Below are 20689 nucleotides of genomic sequence, written 5' to 3'. Positions count from 1 at the left end.
ACATAGCTCATACACTGGTAACATTTCGCGCTTACCTTTGCGCCTATACAGTGCTTACAATGGACTTATCAAAATTAGCAAACCATTATAAATGATAATAAATTAGGAGAATAATATGAGCTTTATTTGGATGATTATTGTAGGTCTGGTTGCAGGTTTATTGGCACGAGCTATCAAGCCAGGTAGTGACCCGATGGGCTGGATAATGACGATTGTACTGGGTATCGTTGGTGCTTTAGTAGGTGGCTTCTTGGCTAGTCTTATCGGTATCAATGCTGATGGCGGATTTACTGGTTTGATCTTCTCAGTAATTGGTGCGATCATCCTCTTGTTTATCTATGAGATGATTATGAGCAAACGTGGCGTATAATTTTTCGCTTTTGGTCAAATGCTTTAGTTGTACAAAGTGACTTTCCTTACTCAAAAGTGACTTTATTTACCCAATTGAGACCACATACCATCTAGCTTATATAAATCGAAAAGCCTTGCGAATTGCAGGGCTTTTTTATGACTAGAATAAAAGCGACCACTTTTATTTTTTACGATGATAAAAAGCAATAATTGCTCGAAAGTATTGATAAGCATTACTTTTGTCCCCATTTATCTTATAATATCAACCCTATTTTATCCTTATCACTGAGGTGAGCATTATGGCTTTACTCCCTATTTTAAATTACCCAGACCCACGCCTGCGTACCATTGCTAAGCCTGTTAAGGAAGTGACTGCTGAAATCAAAACCTTAATCGCTGATATGATTGAGACAATGTATGATGCACAAGGCATCGGTTTGGCAGCGAGCCAAGTGGATCGCCATATTCAGCTCATCGTCATGGATCTGTCTGAAGATAAAAATAGCCCTAGAGTTTTTATCAACCCAAAGGTGACACCATTAGTAGAAGACAAACAGCCCTATGAAGAAGGTTGTTTGTCCGTACCTGAGGTCTATGACAGTGTTGAGCGCCCGAACAAAGTGCGCATTGAAGCCTTAGATGAGAATGGTCAAAAGATCGATGAAGAAGTAGAAGGCTTACTCGCGGTATGCATCCAACATGAAATGGATCATTTAAATGGGGTCATATTCGTCGATTATTTATCACGTCTCAAGCAGACTCGTGCGCGCGATAAAGTGCGTAAAGTTATTAAAATACGCGAAAAACAAGGCGAACAAACGGCGGATAAACAGCCGCAGCCCACCCATTCTTAGTCTACTCATCACCTAAGCTATTTTTACGTCATTTAGTCAGCATGAATATAAGATATTATCACCTGTGAGATGCGCGATGATAATGACGTGATGCGAGCATTTACTCTTTCACACATACTGTCTCTACTAAAGGTTTACTACCATGACCATGATCAAAATTGACCAATATTTTGACCCTGCCGGCTGGCAGAAATTCACCCAAGCTGCTGAAGGTCGCGAGACGCCATTTTTGGTCGTGGACCTTAGCCGTATCAAAACCAAATATCATGAAATGGTTGGGTTTTTTCCCAATGCAAAAATCCATTATGCAATGAAAGCCAGTCCTGCTGTTGAAGTGATTAACTTGCTTGCTGATCTTGGTTCAAACTTTGATTGTGCCTCCATCTATGAGCTTGATCGCGTACTAGACTGCGGCGTTGAGCCATCGCGTATCTCTTATGGCAATACCATCAAAAAAGCGGAGCATGTCAAATATGCCTTTGAAAAAGGTATTGACTTGTATGCGACCGACTCAGAAGCTGATTTAAAAAATATTGCCAAGCACGCCCCTGGTTCAAAAATCTTTGTGCGTATCTTAGTACAAGGGTCAGAGACTGCTGAATGGCCATTGTCTCGTAAGTTTGGTTGTCATCCCAATATGGCGATTGAGCTGTTGATTCAAGCTCGTGACTTGGGTCTAGTACCTTATGGCATCTCATTCCACGTCGGTAGTCAGCAAAAAGACGTTGCCGCTTGGGATGATGCGCTAGCCAAGGTCAAATACATGTTTGACTGGATGAAAAACGAAGAAGATATTAAGCTACAAATGATTAATTTGGGTGGCGGCTTTCCAGCCAACTATATCAGTGAAGTGAACCCTATAAAAGTCTACGCTGAAGAGATTACTCGTTATTTGACAGACGATTATAATGAAGAAGACATGCCTGAGATTATCCTTGAGCCAGGTCGTTCATTGGTTGGCGGATCGGGCGTATTGGTCAGCGACGTGGTGCTTATCTCACGTAAGTCACATACAGATTTAACACGTTGGGTCTATACCGATGTGGGCTTATTCCAAGGCTTAATCGAGACGTTAGGAGAGGCCATCAAATATCCTGTGTATACGCCTAAAATGGAGACATCAACCAGCGAAGGCACGGTAGTACTGGCAGGTCCCACATGTGATTCGACCGATATCATGTATGAAGAAGCGGGCTATCAGCTACCACAAGAGCTGGAGATTGGTGATAAAATCTTTTGGTTGACCACTGGTGCATATACTAATTCGTACTCATCTATTGAATTCAATGGTTTCCCACCGTTAGAAGTGATCTACGTTGACTAATCTGCAATAGATTATTATCAATAAAAAGGCGCGATACTGCTCATCACAGTATCGCGCTTTTTTATACCAAAAATAATATGAGTCAATGCAAGGCTACTGCACCATTATCCAAATTGGTGTGTTTTTAGTGCTATCAATGGCACCATAACTTGAGCGTTGATTGTGGCTATTTTGAGAGATTTGTCCGATAGTCACCCATTGTCCACGTGGGATAATAATGGTCGTGTCTAATCGCTGACCTTGAACAGCATGATTACTATTTTTCTGAGAAGTTGAATAGGAGCGTGCGAGTTTTTCTTCAACTTGGGACAATGTTACTTCGACTTGGCCAGTCGGTAATAGCCTTGGCGTAACGGCGATGCCTTGCGTCGTTGGTAGCAATACCTGCTGCTGAATGACAATCTGTACTGACGGACGGTTATAATTTGTATAACTATTGGCATCAGAGGTTTGATTCAATGCGTAAAGCGTCCCTGTGCTGATACTGGCGGCACTACCTGACAAGGTTTGTACTTGATATAAATTATTTGTTTGCTGTTGGCTATTGCTCTGATGAATAATCCCTGATCCTTGAATACCACGATTGCTAATAATGACCTGCCCCTGCTGAATATTACCTTGGACGCTGCTATTATTGCCAACACGCACAGCGACCGTCAATGCCTGTGGCTGACGATCAATCTGAGTCAATAACTGCTGTACCGCCTGATAATTAGCGGCTGTCGTGTGCAACACTAACTTGTCTTGATAAGTAGTAACTGTACCGCCGTCACGACTATTATTCAGTTGCTGACGAACAGCAGGTAATAATGCATCACCGCCATAAGTGTCGATGACGTAGGTTTGAAAAGTCGCAGCTTGTGCGACTATTGGCACTACCGTCAAACTTAGGGCAAATGCTATTTGGCTAGCGTAAAGCGTGCTTTTGCTAGGCTTGAGTGTCGTGACGCTGTTGGCAGCTTTGATACTTCTGGCAACCCTGACAACAGCCACAGCGCGACTAAAACTCGCTATTAGATTCTTGCTAAACTTATCCATGTCTGACTCCTAACAGTCATTTCGCTTTATCAATCAGCCATCCTCAGCAGCCACCAAACAGCAAGCAAGAAACCTTAATCAGTCAAATCTTACTCTCTCAAAGACTAGTCATTTAAACCCAACACATCCTGCATATTATATTGCCCGAATTCTTGTTTGATAACCCAAGTCGCGGCACGTACGGCACCCGCGGCAAAAGTCATACGCGCGCGGGCACGATGGGTAATTTCAACCACCTCACCATCGGCAATAAACATCACGGTATGATCGCCAATGATTTCACCACCGCGAATGGCATGAATACCAATAGTACCAGCTTTACGTTCGCCCGTTTGTCCTTCGCGGCCATAAACAGCAACGTCTTTTAGATTCTGTCCGCGAGCTTCTGCGACGGCTTCTGCCATCATATATGCTGTGCCTGATGGCGCATCGATTTTATGCTTATGGTGTGCTTCGATGACTTCTACATCGGCATCCTCACCAAAGGCCTTCGCTGCCATGCCGAGCAACTTTAATGACAGATTAACACCTGTTGAATAGTTACCGGCATAGACAATTGCTATTTTTTCGCTGGCTTTTGCCAATACTTGCTCTTGCTGCTCATTAAAACCTGTCGTACCAATAACCATCGCGACATTGTTTGCAGCGCAAATCTGCATATTTTGCTCAGTGGCATCAGGCAAGCTAAAATCAATCAGTACATCGATGTCATTAATGACGGCTTTTAAATCATCGACAATTTGCACCTCTAAGCGACCGATAGCAGCAACTTCGCCAGCATCCGCGCCGACAAGGCTTGAGCCTTGACGTTCTATCGCGGCATTTAATATTGTTTGCGAGTTGCCTTGTACCGCCTCTATTAGCATACGCCCCATACGACCACCAGCACCAATCACACCAACTTTAATGGCTTGTTTTTTTGTTTCCTGACTCATATCTTTACCTTAAATGCTTTATATTTAGTGGGGTTATTTTTGGATGTCATTTATCCTAAGTTTAACAAATATCACTGCATGAGTGGTTTTTTATAAGTACAAGAAAAAGCCCAGATGTTTCACATGAAACCTCTGGGCTTACTTTAAGTATAATTATCTAGCGATAGTCATTGTTAGTCAAACAAATCGCCAATCTTTTTAAAGAATGATTTTTTGTGTGGCGACTGCTGATGCTTACTATCACCGTCGAGCGTATCTTGGAACTGGCGCAACAGGTCTTTTTGCTCGCGAGTTAAGTTCACTGGGGTTTCGATAACCACACGGCAAATCAAATCACCTTTCATCGTGGTGCGTACTGGCGTCACACCTTTACCGCGCACACGCAGCAACTTACCACTTTGCGTGCCTTCTGCAACCTTGATTTTTACTTTACCATCTAAAGTTGGTATCTCTACTTCTTTACCCAATGCCGCATCAGTGATGCTAACGGGTACGTCCATATATAGATCAGCGCCTTGACGGGTAAAGACGTTATGCGGTTTCACGCGTACTTCAACGTATAAGTCGCCGTTTTGGACACCCGCGCCGCCCGCTTCACCTTCGCCTGCTAGACGGACGCGATCACCATCATCAACACCCGCTGGGATAGACACTTCTAGCGTACGTGATTTGTCTTTAACGCCATTACCATGACAGTCAGAGCACGGATTTTTGATTTGTTTACCAGTGCCGCCACAATGTGGGCAAGCCTGCTGAACAGCAAAGAAACCTTGCTGCATACGCACTTGACCTTGTCCATGACAGGTCTGACAAGTCACGATATCAGAGGCATTTTTTGCACCTTTACCATCACAGGTGTCACATGGAGCCGGAGCAGTAAAGCTGATTTCTTTTTTGCAGCCACGTACCGCTTCTTCTAATGTCAGCTCAATCACATAACGCAAATCTGAGCCACGGCGCGAACGTCCACCGCCGCCGCCGCGTGATTGACCAAAAATGTCGCCAAAGTTACCGAAAATGTCGCCGAAAATGTCTTGGAAGTTGCCACCACCTGCACCGCCAAAGCCGCCGCCACCCATACCGTTTTCAAAGGCTGAATGACCCATGCGATCATAAGCAGAGCGCTTTTCTTCGCTGCTTAGTACTTCGTAAGCCATGGATGCTTCTTTGAATTTATCTTCAGCATCTGGATCATCAGAGTTACGGTCAGGGTGATATTTCATAGCCAGCTTGCGGTAAGCTCGCTTAATTTCTTTGCTTTCAGCGGTCTTGCTCACACCTAATACTTCATAAAAATCGCGCTTACTCATGGGCTCTCCTATCGTCTTTACAGTCCACCGGCCAGTCGATTCAGTAGTTCTAGTCAACCACCACCTTGATACGACTCACTATGGCACTTAAAGGTTTCACATGAAACATCATAAATAGTGAGAGAAAAGAGGTGATACTGCTATGAATCTTACAAGCGAATACGGCGGGATGCTGCTTAGCCAAATCAATTATTAAAAGTTTGCGCTATTTATGGAGATGCTATGGTGATTTATCAAGCGCTTAAGGAGGAAAGTATCCACTATAGTGCGCTTGGCCATACAAAAAGGTTTTATTAAGGAATGAACAAAGGTTTTCATACCTTAAAAAGGCTCAGCCATGCTAATATTTATCGCTATATTCTTGGGGGTTTAGATTTATACTCACCATCATTAAATTTGCCCATTATTAAGTTTTGTTTTTCAACAAGGTATTGATTTTTATGAAAAAGCTGATTATTTTATTAATCATCATTGCAGTCGCTGTCTATGCAGGCTCGCCTTATTACAGCGCCTATCAGCTTAAAAATGCCTACGATGCAAAAGACGGCGCGACCATCGCAGCAGCGATCGACTATGAGCAAGTGCGACCCAGCATCCAAAACCAACTAACCAGTCAGTTTACGGCGACTATGGCTAATTATCCATTGGTCGCTGAGCTGGGCGGCGAACCATTGACCCAAGCTGCCAATAGTTTTATCACGCAGGCGGTGAATGGTGCTATAACGCCACAAAATATCGAAAAAGTCATTAATACCCAAGGTCAGGCCAACACCGCGACCAAAGAGCTGGCCGCCGCATGGGCAATCGCCAGTAATCAAGTCGATCTCAAAAACTTGATTCAAAATCTTATCATTCAGCGCGGTGATGTAGATGCAGTGGTCAAAAGCCAAATGCAGCAAATCATGAAAAAACAAGCTGCGGAATTGGAGCAACAGGTAGCGCAAGGGTCTGACAGTGACAAGCCAACATTGGGCTATTGCGGTATTAATTGCTTCAATATTAGCGGTCAGGTAAAAGGTTATCCGCTCACCATCGAGATGCAGCGTAACGGCTTAATTGATTGGAAAATCGTTGATATCGTGTTGCCACAATAGACTTGCTATCATTGACTTTTAGACACAATAAAAAAACTGCCCCATGAGTTATGTTCATAGGGCGGTTTTTTAATAGTCGTTGATTATGTGTATATCATGTATATCTTACGTCATATAAATATCAAGGTTATACGGGTCAGGCGATAAAAACGTTAATAATCTACTCTACGCCCAAAAACTCTAAAAACTCTGGACTCTCAAAGCTTGCTTGATAAAGCACCCCATCTTCACGGTAGATAGCAGGCGTTGCCATCACCGCAAGCCCTGCTGATTTTTCACGATTGGGCGTCACATGATCGACTTTACAACTTGCTGGTGCAGGTGTCATCTCACCCTGCAGCATTGCTTTATCAAAAGCGTTGCGGCGGCTGTCCTCGTCACCTTGGCACCAGATGCCACGCATTTGCTCAGGGGACTGTTCGTATATCGGATAACCAATGGTTTTGACCGTCACACCTTTGGCATTAAGCATCGGTAGCTGCTGATGTAAGCGGCGGCAGTAAGGGCAATTGACATCATTGGCCACATAAATAACCGCTCTCTCAGGACTGGTCGCTGGATAATTAATCAGTTGGCTTTCATCTAAAGTCTCAAACACAGACTGATTTTTACGCTTTTCAAACTGCTCATCGAGTCCGATAAATTGACCGTTTTCGATGACAGAGACCTCGCCATCAGTAATATATTGCGCATCATCCGATAGTAAAAAAGGCACGCCTTCTAACGTCGCACCCCAAATCACACCGGGTACTGCGGTATAAAAGAACGGCGTTTTAGCGCTCATGTTTTTCAGCGCATCCATATTTGCCAATATATCGGCTTTGACACTAGCACTGACAGGCTTGCCTGCCTGCGCACTGGTGCTACGCGCTGGTGTCTTGGTGACTACACGCTTGCTTGGATTCTTTTGTAGTTCGCCTTGAATAACATATTTACCATCTTCAGTGATATGCAATGGCAACTGCCCCGCCAAATTGACTTGATACATATTGGGTAAGTTGGAAGGCACAATAGAGCTGATTTGTGTTTTGATACCTGCCTGCGTAAGCAATTGGCGCAAGCGACTGTCCACAGATTTGCTAACGCTGCCAGCAGCTTTTGTATTTTGCACACTTTGGCTGGCTTTTTGGTTAGTAGCGGCAGTATCACTAGACTGAGCACAGGCGGTGGTTGCCAATAACATGGCGCCAATTAAACTGGCAGATTTTAATAGAGATGAGTTCACAGAGACAGTCCTATCTGATTTTAACAACGAGCGCTTTTAATAACAGCGAGTTTCAGTAACCACAATTTTTAATAACTTTCTTTTTTGATAACCTTCATTTTTTATAATAAGGCGCTTTTAATCAAGGTAACGATATTATGTAAAAAAATAGATTAAAAAAGACAGTCAGACTTTAGCATAAGGAAGACTTTTGCAAAGTAATAACGGTTCAATTTTGCAAAACTGCTACTGAGCTTTAAGAGATAGGCAACACAGTGTGCACGCAAGACATAACAGTCTAAAAGTAATAAATAAAAACTACGGCCAAAAAAAAGCAGCACACATGATGTGGCTGCTGATTGTAGAACGCTATATTTAAGGGTTTATTCTAATATTTAACAAAACGTAAATTTAGAATTTGGCGACTTCATCGGCAGTTAAGAAGCGACTATCGCCTTTTTCCAAACCGTCTAAATTAATGTGACCGATACTGGCGCGATGCAGCTCGGTGACTCGATTACCAAAATAACCCATCATACGTTTTACTTGATGATACTTACCTTGCTCCAAGGTCAAACGCGCATGCGTTTCATCGATGAACTCAAGAGTTGCAGGCTTGGTCTCTTCGTGATCACCTTCTAACAAGATGCCTTCAGCCACTTCTTTAATCGCGTTCGCCTGAGCGTCGCTATCCATCGCCTCTGCTAAGGTTAGCTCATAAACCTTGGCATGCTCATGTTTAGGACTGGTCACACGGTGTAGCCAACCGCCATCATCACTGATAAGCAAAGCGCCAGTGGTATCGACATCAAGTCGTCCGGCGATGCGTAAACTGCCAAGCTCTGGTACGGCTATCAGCTCAGTGACAATTGGGTACTCTTTGGCTTTTAGCGTACACTCAAAGCCTTCAGGCTTATGCAATAAGATATAACGATTGCCCGTCGCGACCGACAGTGGCTCGCCACCCCACATCACCTCATCATTGACGATATCGACATGCAAACCTGGATCCTTGACGATCTGCTCGTTTACCATGATCTCACCGGCATGCATGATTTTTTTGGACTCTTTACGTGACAACTCAGTGGCTTTACTAATAAATTTATCTAGACGCATACTATTTACTACCATCCGTTTTATGATACCTACTTTACCGTAGCAGCTAACGACACCAGCACTCGCACTGAGCTTGTCCGCTATCTTCATGGGTCAGAAGTGGTACTATAATAAAAAATTAAATGAACACTGCGCCAAATACGGACGACAGTGAAAGTTAGACCAGTTTACCATATCCAACCTAGACCTGATGAAATATGAGCTATCAAACGCTAAAACGTGCTGTCACTGCGCGCTTAGAAATTAAAAAATCCGAATTTATTGCTTACGCTTATCCTGTAACCTCACGTGAGCAGGCAATGTTTCACGTGGAACAACTACGCGAGCAATATGCCGATGCGCGGCACCACTGCTGGGCGTATATCGTTGGTGACCCCAATAACACCACCAGTGCTGGCTTTGATGATGATGGCGAGCCAAATGGTACGGCAGGTCGCCCGATATTAAATGTCCTGCAGCATAAATCAATCGGCAATGTCATTATCATCGTGGTGCGTTATTTTGGTGGTATCAAGCTGGGGGCTGGCGGTCTCACTCGTGCTTATGCAGGCGCAGCGCAAGCAGCAGTCGACCAGATGATATTGCTACCTTATGTGCCGATGGTGCAAGTACAGATATTGGCAGAGTTTGCCACCGAAGCACAATGCCGCTATGTGGTCGAAAGTTTAAATGGCAGTATCGATGATGTTGCTTATAGTAAACAAGTGACATTGACCGTGACGCTTGCTGAGGCAGATATCGAGAGTTTAAAAGAGCGACTTGCGATGGATGGGCGGGTGTTAGCATTGCCATAAATAACTTAAGTATTTTAAGTAACGTCATTTTAAGTAACGCTATTCTGAGTAACCATGCGTTCACTGATAATCATTGGTTTTGACGACTGCTAACGCTATGATAAGACATTACTTTTTAACTCTAATAAAATAAGACCTATCTATGTCATCTTCAAAACCGAACCAACCCTTCTCGCCAGCGCCTTTTAAACCGCCCTTTTGGCTGACCAATCCGCATTTGCAAAGCATCTTACCTAAGTTTTTTGCCCCGAAAGCGCCTATTTATCGCCGTGTGGTCGAAAAAGACTCGTTGGATGAAAGTGATATTGCTTATGACTTTTATGATGCGCAGTTTGTTAACACAGCAGAAAATGGCGAGCTTGAGCAAACACCTTTAATCGTGCTATTCCATGGCATGGAAGGCAGTAGTGACAGTCATTATGCACGTGCTTTGGCGCATCAGATGCACGCACAAGGCTGGCACTTTGTCGTCGCTCACTTTCGTAGCTGTGGCGGCATTCCTGCTAATGGTAGAGTTTTTTATAATGCCGGTGATACCGATGAAGTGCATCACGCGCTGCAAAACCTAAGTCAACAATACGCCAATATTTATGCGGTTGGGGTGTCGCTGGGCGGTAATGCCTTGGCAAAATACATGGGCGAATATGGTGACAAAGCACTCTGCCAAGGCGCTGTGGTCATCTCCGCTCCCGTCGATATGTCATCGGCGGCGCTTAGTATGCACAGCTTTTTGAGCCATCGAATTTATACCCCTTATTTGCTCAACCCAATTATCAAAAAAGCCTTAGCTAATGACATTACTCAAGATGAGATCGACTCGATCAAAACCGTCAATCGCATCAGTGACTTTGATGATATCTTTACCGCGCCGCGTCACGGCTACCGCTCTAACAATCACTACTATCAAGCCTCATCAGCCCTGCCTTATTTGATAAAAGTGACAAAGCCTTTATTACTCATTAGTGCCAAAGACGATCCTTTCCTTGGTTTTACCGCCACGCCAAACGATGTGTCTAACAGTGTCACTATTTTAGACACTGAGCATGGTGGGCATGTGGGCTTTATTCGTTATCGCTCTGATAAAGACAAATCACCTCATCTTTATAAAAAATCAAGATTTGATATCAACTGGATACCCGAAACCGTCACTGCTTATTTTAACCATATTGGCGTACCATCTAACATCTAAAAACTGATAATTTTGCAAACGTTAACCCTAATATTTGACCTTTTGAGATTGCGCTTATGTATCCATTTATCCGTTATGCCAGTACCATCGCCCGTGCCGCGCTAGAAGTAAAAAAAGGCAATACATTGACGTTTAAGGATACCAGTGAGATTCAGTTTCGCTGTCGTCTGACAGACATTGATAATTTTCTGGAGATGAATAACGGTCGTGTATTCACGCTGTATGATTTGGGGCGTATGGATTTTGCGGTACGTAGCGGGCTTGGCAAGCAGCTGCTAAAACAGCGTTGGGGTTTGGTCATCGCTGGCAGTACCATCCAATACCGCAAGCGTATTCGTGCCTTTGAAAAGGTCACGCTAAAAACTAAAATCGTCGGTATCGATACGCGCTGGCTCTATATCGAGCAGTCAATGTGGGTCAAAGGTAAGCCCTGCTCATCTGCGCTACTGCGTACGGGTGTGACCAAGGGTGGTCGGGTGATCGACACGGCACAAGTACTGGCAGCATTGGGGCAGTCTGATTGGGAATTACCGCCAACTGGCTATGTCGCCGAATGGATAGAGAGCGACCGTGATCGTCCGTGGCCACCGCAAGGTTAGAATTTGTTATCTAACGTTATTCATAAGTCACAACCCAGCAACCTTATGGCTACTATTTACTAACAATACATTATATAAATAAATATAATAAATGTTAGGATAGTAGTGAGCATCATACTCAGCTCAACTAAATACTATCTAATTAAAATAGTCTTATAAGGAGAATAATATGGCTAACACGACGGATTATGTCGGTACGTTATTTGATAATAGTGAATCAAATCCAAGCAAAATCACCTTAGCATTTACTATGGCTGGCGTGGCACTTAAAAAAGGTCATTCTGCCTCAGTGATATTGATGGTGGACGCAGTACATTTAGCATTACCCAACGCATTAGATAAGGTCAATATTGGCGCGCCATTTGAACCTGCGGGCGAATTGTTAGAAGCCTTTATCGAGAACGGCGGTCAAGTATTGGTTTGCGGTGCGTGTATGAAGCACAACGGCGTGGAAGAATCAGACATCGACAAGCGCTTTGAAGTGATTAGCGGTGATGATGTGGTTGAGCTGCTGATGAATGCGAAAGGGTCGTTGCAGTTGAATTAAGTTTTTTTCATAGTTCTAACACTGAGTTAGTTCTCTTAGCTGTCTTTTTGACGGCTTTAGGGACTGACTCTTTTTTTTGAAAATTTAATAATATTTCATAAGATTCACTATAGTCAGTCCTAAATAAAAAAGATACGCATATGATCATGCAGTAATGGCATACATTTTCCTTGCTTGCTGTGCCTACGTAGACAGAGGCGGCGCAAAATGTACGCCAGTATTGCTGTATCTCTTTTACAGTGGATCTACTATAATTCATAAGCTTCACTAATTAGGTATATACAAGTTGCCGACCTTAGCTAGAACCTATGCTTATGAATGGGTAGAAAGTAGTAAAGTGATATGAGCTATAGTATATTTAGATTCCATTTTCTTAGGTTTTGGCCATATCTATAATGAAGATTAAATCAGCTAACGTTTTCCTTAGTTTTCTTTTACCCGCTATGCTTTTAACAGGGTGTTCAGAGCTTTCTACAAATACCAATGGATATATTACTAATGAAAATAACAAGCCTTTCTATTTGGAGTTTGATAGTAGTAAAGCAGATAGCCTTAATGTAATAAAATATAGTCAACTGACTACTGATACATTCAAACTATTTTGTGGGAGTGATGCTTTTACTACTTTACCTAATTGGTCAATATATGATGGCGAGCCTACGGAGTCGATTGCAAGTATCGATATCTCACATATATATTTAACCTTCGACGATAGAGAACGCTTACAAAGGCTACTTCTTGTGGAAACTGTCGATACTAAGGACGAACAAAAACAAGTATATGATAAAGCCAAAAAATATCTCGACCAAAACTATAATCAAACTAAATCACATCCATTACGCACACTAAACATGACTACTAATGAAGTGGTTAGAAGTGATAGAGATAACTCTTATACTGGTTGGGTCAGCTACGATGTTGTTTCTTATAAGACTAAAAATGGTTATATTAGTATAAATAAAGGTTCGGTAGGAGCTGTGGTACCTCCTTCAAATATACAACCAAGTACAAATGGACTATACAAAGAATATATTAGTCTTGGAAATAAGCTACCTAAGTGGGAAAACGATGATTCAGAGCTTTTAGATGTAAAAGTTAGATATTTTTCAAATTCGTTTTCAGATATGTATGACAAAAAATGTAGTTGATTCACTTAACTACAATTCCGTAGCCAAAATCCAATCCTTCTATTCAGCAACTAAATAAACACTATCCAACACGCGCACCGCCTACCTCTGCTACAGTAAGTCATGCAAATATCCTAATAAAAAGGAGCCATTCATGAGCTTACTCAATACGCTTAACCTAATCTATCCGATCATCCAAGCGCCAATGGCAGGCGGTGCTACCACCCCTGAGCTGATTGCAAGTGTCAGTAACTTTGGTGGACTGGGCTCATTAGGCGCTGGTATGACCGCGCCAGACGTTTTGGATAGCCAAATCAATACGATTAAAACCCTGACCGACCGTCCTTTTATGGTCAATCTGATGGTGTTATCTGAGCAGGAGTCGAGCAGCTTTGATACCGCCATGCCTACTTGGCTGAGTAATTATTACCAAGAGCAGAATATAGAATTTACGCTACCCGAACGTCCAGCACAGAGCTTTGCTGAGCAGTTGCAAGTCCTCTATGACAATCCTGTACCTGTCGCCAGTTTTACCTTTGGTATTATCAGCGCCGAGCAAGTTCAGCGTTTACAAAGTATCGGCACGCGAGTCATCGGTACGGCAAACCATCCATTAGAAGCCAAAGCATGGAGCGATATTGGTGCAGATGCGGTGTGTGTACAAGGGGTAGAAGCTGGCGGTCATCGTGGTGGTTGGTTGCCACAAAGTGAAACCGATCCATTGGGATTATTGACACTGATTAGTCAAACGCGTGCTTGCACCGATATTCCGTTAATTGCAGCGGGTGGCATTATGACGGGACAGGGTATCAAAGCGGTACAAGCAGCAGGTGCTGAGCTTGCGCAAATGGGAACGGCGTTTTTGACTACAGATCAGTGCGGTATCAATGATACGTATAAGCAAGCACTCATTGATGCCAGTCAAAGTAGACGCAGTACTGAGACGCGCTTAACGCGACTGTTTTCAGGCAAGCTTGCGCGTGGTTTATTAAACAATTATCTGCGTGATTTTGCCCAATTTGAGAGCGCAGATGCGCTACCGCCCTACCCGCAACTCAATGCCATGACCAAGTTTATGCGGGCGGATGCGACCAAGCATTTGGACGCCGAGCATCTATCACTATGGGCAGGACAAGGCGTCACGTTGGTCAGAGACGAAAGTACAGACGCCTTGCTAACGCGATTAATAAAAGATTTGTGAGTTACTGACCCTTAAGCGTTGCACGAAATTCTTTGTAATCACTGGCCGTCTCTTTTACTGCCTCGACCATCGGCACATGACCGACCTCAGACATCATAATCAGCTGTGCTTGCGGCATCAGTTTGGTCATGATGGCGGCAGTCTCAGGCTTAATAATTTTATCCTCAGTGCCCCAGACGACGAGCGTGGGTATATCGCGCTGCGCGATGACTTTGGCACGTGCTTCCACATTGTCTGCTGTAATCTGCTTGAGGATATTGGCGTGCAGATCTCGGTTGGCGATATTGGTCTGCGCAAAGACGGCTTGCACGGTTTTGGGAATATAAGGCGGCTTGTACATCACGAGATTATACAAAGCAAAATAATCCTCTGTGTTTTGGACCAACAGCGGGCTGTTGTCAAAGCTATCATCATCAAACCTGTCTTTTGGAAACCCTGCTGACCAAAAACCGCCACTGTCGAGTAGCCACAAGCTTTTGACGCTATCAGGATACATGGCGGCATAAGCAACACTGATGGCACCGCCCATTGAGTTACCACCGATATGAATATGAGACGCGACCCCTTTTGCCTGTAGCAGCTCATGTAAACGCTGCGCCTGAGCGTCGGTACGATAGTCAGCTTGCGGCGGTTTACTGGATTCACCAAAACCCAGTAAGTCTGGAATGATCAGATGATAATCGCTCAGCTCTCTCGCGATACGGGTAAAGTTGTCTTTGTTTGCCCCAAACCCATGGATGAGCAGTAACGGCTCGCCGTTGATATTGCCACCTTCTAGATAGGTCATGGTATCGCCAGAGGCCAGCGTCAATACCTTTTTTTCAAGCTTGGCTTTCTTTCGCTCGAACTGTATCAGCTTTTGAGTGGCATTCACCGCAAGCTTATTGAGTGCGGTGGTGCAGGCTATGATGGAAAGACTAAATAGGGCGACAAGGCTTAAACGTTTTAGTGTCATCGAAACATCCTTGTTAGAAATACAGCCAATCCATTATAAAAGCGTTACAGCGTTAACCTCGCTTGAAGTATGACATGTACATCTGAACTCGGCTGCCTTGTACCACTCTTACATTGGATCAACTATAGTATAAAAAGTATTTACGCTATGATTCTAACGATAAACGCTGCTTCATATTTATAAATCTATTACTTTGTAGTCAAATCAGCGTCATCCTTTTCAGGGTTTTTATAATAATCAGGATTTTATAATTAGTAGAAGCCGAGATAGCCTCACATAAGACCCAACATCAAAAGGAAAATAACAAAGTTAGTAACACATTTAGTACTAGGGCTTATGTCAGCACGTGGTTTGCTTACCGTTCTAATAAAAATGGCACGGGCATTGTCATTTATAATAAGCGTTTTTATTCCATGAATCCTAAGTCCGTTATCTAGCATCTTTATTAGGAAGCATTTTTATAATAAACCGAAGCCCACTTGAATGGTGCAAAAGGAAAGACATTGAGCAACACAAGTATTGCCACTGACAAAAGGCGTGACCTCACCGAAGGGTCGATTGCCAAAACGATGCTCCTATTTGCCTTGCCAACCCTTGGATCGTCAGCGCTACAGTCGTTGAACGGCTCCATCAATGCCGTCTGGGTGGGGCGATTTTTAGGAGAAGAGGCTCTCGCTGCGACAGCGAATGGCAACATTTTGATGTTTATACTCATCTCTTTCGTTTTCGGTTTTGGTATGGCTTCTACTATTTTGATTGGTCAGGCCATGGGCCGCCGTGATGAGGCTATGGTCAAAAAAACCATGGGAACAGCGCTTGGGAGCATTATTCCGATCAGTATATTGGTCTCGGCAGTAGGATGGATATTTGCCCCGATGCTACTTAATCTGCTAGGTACGCCGCCAAGCGCTGTAGACCTTGCACTAAGTTACCTGCGGATGATTTTTGTTGCGATGCCCGTCACACTCACGTTTACGCTGATAATGATGGCACTGCGCGGGACAGGCGATTCTACGACGCCGCTTTGGTTTATCATTATATCGGTGGCTCTTGATCTGATTTTGACACCGACACTGATTTTGGGTTTAGGACCCTTTCCCGAATGGGGCATATTTGGCGCAGCCTTCGCAACAGCCACCGCAAATACGCTAGCGCTTATTGGCATGGTCGTCACCATGTACCTACGTGGCTCGGTGCTAACACTTAAGCTGCCAGAGCTGCGCTTTTTGCGTGTAGACCGAGAAATACTAAAGTCGATGTTGTCAAAAGGGCTGCCGATGGGCCTTCAGATGATCGTCATTTCTTCGGCGGCATTGACAATGTTGTCGCTGATAAACCGCGAAGGTGTACAGACCACAGCTGCCTATAGCGCCACCCAGCAACTTTGGACATATGTGCAGATGCCTGCAATGGCGCTAAGTGCCGCAGCCAGCGCGATGGTCGCACAGAATATCGGTGCCAATCAATGGAGTAGAGTCTCAGGGATCACACGATGGGGACTCATCTTTAACGTGATATTGACAGGCGCAATTATCGGGATACTGACCATTTTTGATGGAACCATTCTGGGCTTGTTCCTTGGTAGTGACAGCGAAGCGTTGCCAATCGGACAACATATTCAGTCAATGGCGACATGGGGCTTTGTCTTTTTTGGGATAGCGCAAGTGCTGTTCGGCACCATGCGGGCGAATGGCTATGTGATTTGGCCGCTGATCGTCATGGTGATTTCGATGTACCCGGTGCGCCTTGGGTTTGCTTTTGGGCTTTACCCACTACTGGGAGAAGATGCGCTTTGGCTGTCGTTCCCAGCAGGCATGGTAGCCACCGCGCTGATGGGGGCAGGACTATATGTGCATGGCGGATGGCGCAAGGGTAAAAAATTGGTCGCAGAAGAGGCTGCTCAAGGGGCTGAGGGGTATCGCGCACATGGTGGTACCTCTGCATCGTGCCGTGATATTGCACCGACGACTGTGTGGAAACTGTTCCCTTTACGCCGTATTACAAGGTTACATCGACGACTTCGCAGACGACTTTATAGGCACCGCATGATCAAGAATAATAAAGGATAATAGCTTGGTTATATACGCTTAGCTTGATGGCTCTTGATCATTACGGCTTTTGTTAATCGGTATGGCGAATAAACTGTCCATAATACTTACTTATTACCGCATATACTAAATCCAGTGATAAGTAAGCCAGAGGTTGACATAACTTTGGCATATCAAAAAGCACCGTATGTAAAAATCTTTGCTGGGCTAAGCGTTGACTGGTAAAACATTACAACGTTGTATCAGCCAATAAAAAATCTACTGCGGCGGCGGCATGAATCGCTGTGGTATCAAATACAGAGATCGGGCTGTCTGCTTGCGTGATCAATAGACCAATCTCAGTACAGCCTAGTATCACGCCCTCTGCTCCTTGCTCAGCAAGTCCGTTGATGACATCGATATAATATTGGCGTGAGCTGTCTTTAAAATCACCGACGCACAGCTCTTTTTTGATGATACGGTGTACCTCTGCACGCTCGTCCTCGGCAGGTATCAACACTTCTAGCCCTGCATCAATCAGACGCTGCTTATAAAAATCTTGGGTCATCGTAAACTGCGTACCTAATAACGCTATTTTGCTGAGATTTTGTGTTTTGATGGCATCAATAGTGGCATCTGCAATATGAATCAACGGCAGGTCTGTGGCTGATTGTACATCGTCGAATAATTTGTGCATGGTGTTAGAAGCAATCATGAGCCCTTGTGCACCCGCAGCTTGCAAGCGTTTACCGCTACTCGCCATCATTATCCCTAATTCCTCCCAGCGGCCTTGCTCCTGCAACTCATTAATCAGCGCAAACTCCACGCTATGAATCAATAAATCCGCTGAATGTAATCCACCCAATTCAGCTTTGATGCCTTCATTGATGATGCGATAGTAGCTTTCGGTGCTCTCCCAACTCATACCACCGATGATGCCTAATGTTCGCTGTACTTGGTCTGCCATTTTATTGTCCTATTTATAGTTTAGTCTTGGTTATCATAGATTATCGTCGAAAAATAGACTATAAATAATGAACTATTTTTCATTATTATTTTTGAGGTAGCTTTTAAAACTGCCCTATCAAAACTACTCCTATATTATTCACTCTTTTGTTCACCAATAGGCTATACCCGTCACCCTACAAGGAAGTATTATGAAAACGATTCAATCAACGCTATATTCAAAGATTCGCTCATCGACATTATTACCGATTGGCTTACTTGCATCAGTAGTGGTTCTATTACCTGCTTGCGGTGGTGGCGACTCAGATACAGATTCAAGCGCTTCAACGCCTCCTACCACTGCTGAACCAGCCACACCCGCAGCACCAAATATTCCGACAGCTCCTGAAACCGTGATGCCGATATCTAGTAGCCAAGCGTTTTATGATCGCAGCTCAGCACTTGATGATTTAACGCTCGATGACAGTACGCGCAAACATATCTATGTGGCGACAACAGGTAGCGATAATGCTTCAGGTAGTGCGAACTCGCCAGTACTGACGCTACAAAGAGCGGCAGATCTCGCCACTGCTGGCACAACGGTACATATTGCCGCCGGTACTTATAAAGGGCCTGTCTATATTGAAAATTCTGGCACACTAGCGCAGCCTATTGTTTTTGAGCCAATGCTATCCGCAAAAGTTGTCGTTACAGGCACACCAAGCACTGACGATGAGCATTTGATTCATATCGAAAACCAAGCTTATGTGATCATTCGCGGTTTAGAATTTACCAAATTTTGGACGAGCAACGATCAGATTACACCCATTGCGATCTATGTCACTGGTAGTAGTCATAATATCCTCATCGAAAATAACTATATTCATGATCTAGGCACGCGCGCTGACACTGAGGATGGTAATGCGCATGGCATTGCGGTGTACGGTACTAAGCCTATTAAGGATATTCAGGTCAATAATAATCGAGTCGAAAACCTCAGCTTAGGTCGTAGTGAAGCGATCGTACTCAATGGGGATGTGACTAACTTTGAAGTGAATCGTAACCAAGTCAACAATAACAATAATATTGGTATCGACATCATTGGTTTTGAAGGGACAGCAGAGACCGATAATGACTATGCCAGACGAGGCGATATCATCGGCAATACAGTCACGCGCAATAGCATTGTTGGCAATCCTGGCTACAAAGGTGATGATCCTTCAGCGGGTGGTATTTATGTCGATGGTGGTAAACAAGTATTTATTCAGAACAATACCGTGACTGGCAATGATATTGGTATCGAAGTCGCCAGTGAAAACTTCCAAAAGTTGACAGAAGAGGTCTGGGTAGAAGGTAATACGGTCACCAATAGCAGCTATGCTGGTCTCGCAGTCGGTGGCTATGATGAGCAACGTGGCGGCGTCAGACAAATCACCCTTATTAATAATACGGTCATCAATAATGACCTTGGTAAACAACAAGGTGGTCAGCTGCTACTGCAATTTAATATTCAAAAATTAAGTGTTAAGAATAATACATTTACTAGCTCGCCATCACGCTATATGATCGTTGCCAATCAGATTGATCGCGGTGAAGTCAGCTTTGACAATAACCGTTACCTCCCTCAAAACAGCAATTTATCGTTAATATGGGTACTTGGTAACAGAAAGTTTAGTAGTAGTACCGCTTTTGAGAACTGTGCAGTATTGCTACAATGCAAATAGCCTATCAATGTTTAACAGGCCATAACCTTTTATTATCGAAATAAGTAAAACTATGAGCAAAATACCCACCATCAGAATACGTACACGGCGCAAATATTACCGACTGATCTTCACAGGTCTGATGGCGATGATGATGTCGCTGATCATCTCAGCGGCGCTAATTATCGTAAAGACAGGCATACATGACGGATTTTTTATGACACTGATGCACTCGTGGGGATTGGCATTTATTTTTGCGTGGCCAAGTGCTTATATCTGTGCCTATTTTGTACAAGAGCAGGTGCTTAGCCGCATTGAGTTTTATTAAGTAAGCATCTACAAACTTTAGTATACCCCTACCTCATAAAAAAGCTAA

The 20689-nt window shown here is 43.9% G+C and carries 20 protein-coding genes; 13 read left to right on the top strand and 7 right to left on the bottom strand.

From position 1 onward, the window contains the following. Positions 1–115: 115 nt before the first annotated feature. The 3 genes from JFC10_RS10020 (at position 116) to JFC10_RS10010 (ending at position 2529) form a co-directional block, all read left to right on the top strand. Positions 116–370 (top strand): GlsB/YeaQ/YmgE family stress response membrane protein, encoded by a 255-nt coding sequence (locus JFC10_RS10020; RefSeq protein WP_198332712.1) that lies wholly within the window; start codon positions 116–118, stop codon positions 368–370. A gap of 280 nt (positions 371–650) precedes the next feature. Beyond that, positions 651–1205: a peptide deformylase gene (gene def, locus JFC10_RS10015; protein WP_193012580.1), complete on the top strand. Its 555-nt coding sequence runs from the start codon at positions 651–653 to the stop codon at positions 1203–1205. 148 nt (positions 1206–1353) lie between these two features. Beyond that, positions 1354–2529: a type III PLP-dependent enzyme gene (locus JFC10_RS10010; protein ID WP_198332773.1), complete on the top strand. Its 1176-nt coding sequence runs from the start codon at positions 1354–1356 to the stop codon at positions 2527–2529. A gap of 93 nt (positions 2530–2622) precedes the next feature. Here JFC10_RS10010 and JFC10_RS10005 read toward each other — a convergent pair whose 3' ends face one another. The 3 genes from JFC10_RS10005 to dnaJ form a co-directional block, all read right to left on the bottom strand. Then, complete coding sequence (locus JFC10_RS10005) at positions 2623–3567, bottom strand: hypothetical protein (RefSeq protein ID WP_198332711.1); 945 nt, start codon at positions 3565–3567, stop codon at positions 2623–2625. Positions 3568–3671: 104 nt separating this feature from the next. Next, positions 3672–4502 carry a 4-hydroxy-tetrahydrodipicolinate reductase gene (gene dapB, locus JFC10_RS10000; protein ID WP_198332710.1) on the bottom strand — a complete coding sequence of 277 codons (831 nt, stop codon included), beginning with the start codon at positions 4500–4502 and terminating at the stop codon, positions 3672–3674. Positions 4503–4675: 173 nt separating this feature from the next. Then, positions 4676–5812 (bottom strand): molecular chaperone DnaJ, encoded by a 1137-nt coding sequence (gene dnaJ, locus JFC10_RS09995; RefSeq protein ID WP_193012577.1) that lies wholly within the window; start codon positions 5810–5812, stop codon positions 4676–4678. Between the two features lie 440 nt (positions 5813–6252). Between dnaJ and JFC10_RS09990 the strand changes: the two genes are divergently transcribed. Beyond that, a complete protein-coding gene (locus JFC10_RS09990) occupies positions 6253–6906 on the top strand; it encodes a DUF2939 domain-containing protein (RefSeq protein WP_198332709.1) in 654 nt (217 codons plus the stop codon). Between the two features lie 160 nt (positions 6907–7066). On the opposite strand, the gene JFC10_RS09985 is transcribed toward JFC10_RS09990, so the two are convergent. Both JFC10_RS09985 and JFC10_RS09980 read right to left on the bottom strand, forming a co-directional pair. Continuing rightward, complete coding sequence (locus JFC10_RS09985; protein WP_198332708.1) at positions 7067–8131, bottom strand: disulfide isomerase DsbC N-terminal domain-containing protein; 1065 nt, start codon at positions 8129–8131, stop codon at positions 7067–7069. Between the two features lie 390 nt (positions 8132–8521). Next, positions 8522–9226, bottom strand: coding sequence for a pseudouridine synthase (locus JFC10_RS09980; protein ID WP_193012653.1), 705 nt, complete (start codon positions 9224–9226; stop codon positions 8522–8524). Between the two features lie 197 nt (positions 9227–9423). Between JFC10_RS09980 and JFC10_RS09975 the strand changes: the two genes are divergently transcribed. From JFC10_RS09975 to JFC10_RS09950, 6 genes are all read left to right on the top strand, one after another. Further along, entirely contained in the window at positions 9424–10020 is a 597-nt protein-coding gene (locus JFC10_RS09975; protein ID WP_198332707.1) for a YigZ family protein, read from the top strand. 142 nt (positions 10021–10162) lie between these two features. Then, positions 10163–11209, top strand: a complete 1047-nt coding sequence (locus JFC10_RS09970; protein WP_198332706.1) for a YheT family hydrolase — start codon at positions 10163–10165, stop codon at positions 11207–11209. Positions 11210–11265: 56 nt separating this feature from the next. Further along, positions 11266–11808: an acyl-CoA thioesterase gene (locus JFC10_RS09965; protein WP_193012572.1), complete on the top strand. Its 543-nt coding sequence runs from the start codon at positions 11266–11268 to the stop codon at positions 11806–11808. Between the two features lie 169 nt (positions 11809–11977). Beyond that, a complete protein-coding gene (locus tag JFC10_RS09960) occupies positions 11978–12355 on the top strand; it encodes a DsrE family protein (protein ID WP_198332705.1) in 378 nt (125 codons plus the stop codon). Between the two features lie 395 nt (positions 12356–12750). Further along, complete coding sequence (locus JFC10_RS09955) at positions 12751–13503, top strand: hypothetical protein (RefSeq protein ID WP_198332704.1); 753 nt, start codon at positions 12751–12753, stop codon at positions 13501–13503. Positions 13504–13636: 133 nt separating this feature from the next. After that, entirely contained in the window at positions 13637–14683 is a 1047-nt protein-coding gene (locus JFC10_RS09950) for an NAD(P)H-dependent flavin oxidoreductase (RefSeq protein WP_198332703.1), read from the top strand. Between the two features lies 1 nt (position 14684). On the opposite strand, the gene JFC10_RS09945 is transcribed toward JFC10_RS09950, so the two are convergent. Next, positions 14685–15638 carry an alpha/beta fold hydrolase gene (locus JFC10_RS09945; RefSeq protein WP_198332702.1) on the bottom strand — a complete coding sequence of 318 codons (954 nt, stop codon included), beginning with the start codon at positions 15636–15638 and terminating at the stop codon, positions 14685–14687. 503 nt (positions 15639–16141) lie between these two features. Here JFC10_RS09945 and JFC10_RS09940 point away from each other — a divergent pair. Then, positions 16142–17707 carry an MATE family efflux transporter gene (locus JFC10_RS09940; RefSeq protein ID WP_198332701.1) on the top strand — a complete coding sequence of 522 codons (1566 nt, stop codon included), beginning with the start codon at positions 16142–16144 and terminating at the stop codon, positions 17705–17707. Between the two features lie 208 nt (positions 17708–17915). Here JFC10_RS09940 and JFC10_RS09935 read toward each other — a convergent pair whose 3' ends face one another. Beyond that, positions 17916–18632: an aspartate/glutamate racemase family protein gene (locus JFC10_RS09935; RefSeq protein WP_198332700.1), complete on the bottom strand. Its 717-nt coding sequence runs from the start codon at positions 18630–18632 to the stop codon at positions 17916–17918. A 190-nt stretch (positions 18633–18822) separates the two neighbouring features. Between JFC10_RS09935 and JFC10_RS09930 the strand changes: the two genes are divergently transcribed. Continuing rightward, positions 18823–20334, top strand: a complete 1512-nt coding sequence (locus tag JFC10_RS09930) for a right-handed parallel beta-helix repeat-containing protein (RefSeq protein WP_198332699.1) — start codon at positions 18823–18825, stop codon at positions 20332–20334. Between the two features lie 52 nt (positions 20335–20386). After that, positions 20387–20641: a DUF2798 domain-containing protein gene (locus JFC10_RS09925; RefSeq protein ID WP_198332698.1), complete on the top strand. Its 255-nt coding sequence runs from the start codon at positions 20387–20389 to the stop codon at positions 20639–20641. The last annotated feature ends 48 nt before the right edge of the window (positions 20642–20689 follow it).

The sequence above is a fragment of the Psychrobacter aquimaris genome (assembly GCF_016107525.1).
Classification (GTDB): Bacteria; Pseudomonadota; Gammaproteobacteria; order Pseudomonadales; family Moraxellaceae; genus Psychrobacter; species Psychrobacter aquimaris.
The sequence above is the reverse complement of the archived record's forward strand: the minus strand, read 5'-3'. Positions and strand labels throughout refer to the sequence as shown.

Excerpts from the sequence above, each read along its gene's own strand:
- JFC10_RS09965 (WP_193012572.1), top strand. The coding sequence starts at position 11,266 with ATGTATCCATTTATCCGTTATGCCAGTACCATCGCCCGTGCCGCGCTA.
- JFC10_RS10020 (WP_198332712.1), top strand. The coding sequence starts at position 116 with ATGAGCTTTATTTGGATGATTATTGTAGGTCTGGTTGCAGGTTTATTG.
- JFC10_RS09925 (WP_198332698.1), top strand. The coding sequence starts at position 20,387 with ATGAGCAAAATACCCACCATCAGAATACGTACACGGCGCAAATATTAC.
- JFC10_RS09930 (WP_198332699.1), top strand. The coding sequence starts at position 18,823 with ATGAAAACGATTCAATCAACGCTATATTCAAAGATTCGCTCATCGACA.
- JFC10_RS09970 (WP_198332706.1), top strand. The coding sequence starts at position 10,163 with ATGTCATCTTCAAAACCGAACCAACCCTTCTCGCCAGCGCCTTTTAAA.
- JFC10_RS10010 (WP_198332773.1), top strand. The coding sequence starts at position 1,354 with ATGATCAAAATTGACCAATATTTTGACCCTGCCGGCTGGCAGAAATTC.
- JFC10_RS09960 (WP_198332705.1), top strand. The coding sequence starts at position 11,978 with ATGGCTAACACGACGGATTATGTCGGTACGTTATTTGATAATAGTGAA.
- JFC10_RS09950 (WP_198332703.1), top strand. The coding sequence starts at position 13,637 with ATGAGCTTACTCAATACGCTTAACCTAATCTATCCGATCATCCAAGCG.
- JFC10_RS09945 (WP_198332702.1), bottom strand. The coding sequence starts at position 15,638 with ATGACACTAAAACGTTTAAGCCTTGTCGCCCTATTTAGTCTTTCCATC.
- JFC10_RS09980 (WP_193012653.1), bottom strand. The coding sequence starts at position 9,226 with ATGCGTCTAGATAAATTTATTAGTAAAGCCACTGAGTTGTCACGTAAA.
- JFC10_RS09975 (WP_198332707.1), top strand. The coding sequence starts at position 9,424 with ATGAGCTATCAAACGCTAAAACGTGCTGTCACTGCGCGCTTAGAAATT.
- JFC10_RS09990 (WP_198332709.1), top strand. The coding sequence starts at position 6,253 with ATGAAAAAGCTGATTATTTTATTAATCATCATTGCAGTCGCTGTCTAT.
- JFC10_RS09955 (WP_198332704.1), top strand. The coding sequence starts at position 12,751 with ATGAAGATTAAATCAGCTAACGTTTTCCTTAGTTTTCTTTTACCCGCT.
- JFC10_RS10005 (WP_198332711.1), bottom strand. The coding sequence starts at position 3,567 with ATGGATAAGTTTAGCAAGAATCTAATAGCGAGTTTTAGTCGCGCTGTG.
- dnaJ (WP_193012577.1), bottom strand. The coding sequence starts at position 5,812 with ATGAGTAAGCGCGATTTTTATGAAGTATTAGGTGTGAGCAAGACCGCT.
- JFC10_RS09935 (WP_198332700.1), bottom strand. The coding sequence starts at position 18,632 with ATGGCAGACCAAGTACAGCGAACATTAGGCATCATCGGTGGTATGAGT.
- dapB (WP_198332710.1), bottom strand. The coding sequence starts at position 4,502 with ATGAGTCAGGAAACAAAAAAACAAGCCATTAAAGTTGGTGTGATTGGT.
- def (WP_193012580.1), top strand. The coding sequence starts at position 651 with ATGGCTTTACTCCCTATTTTAAATTACCCAGACCCACGCCTGCGTACC.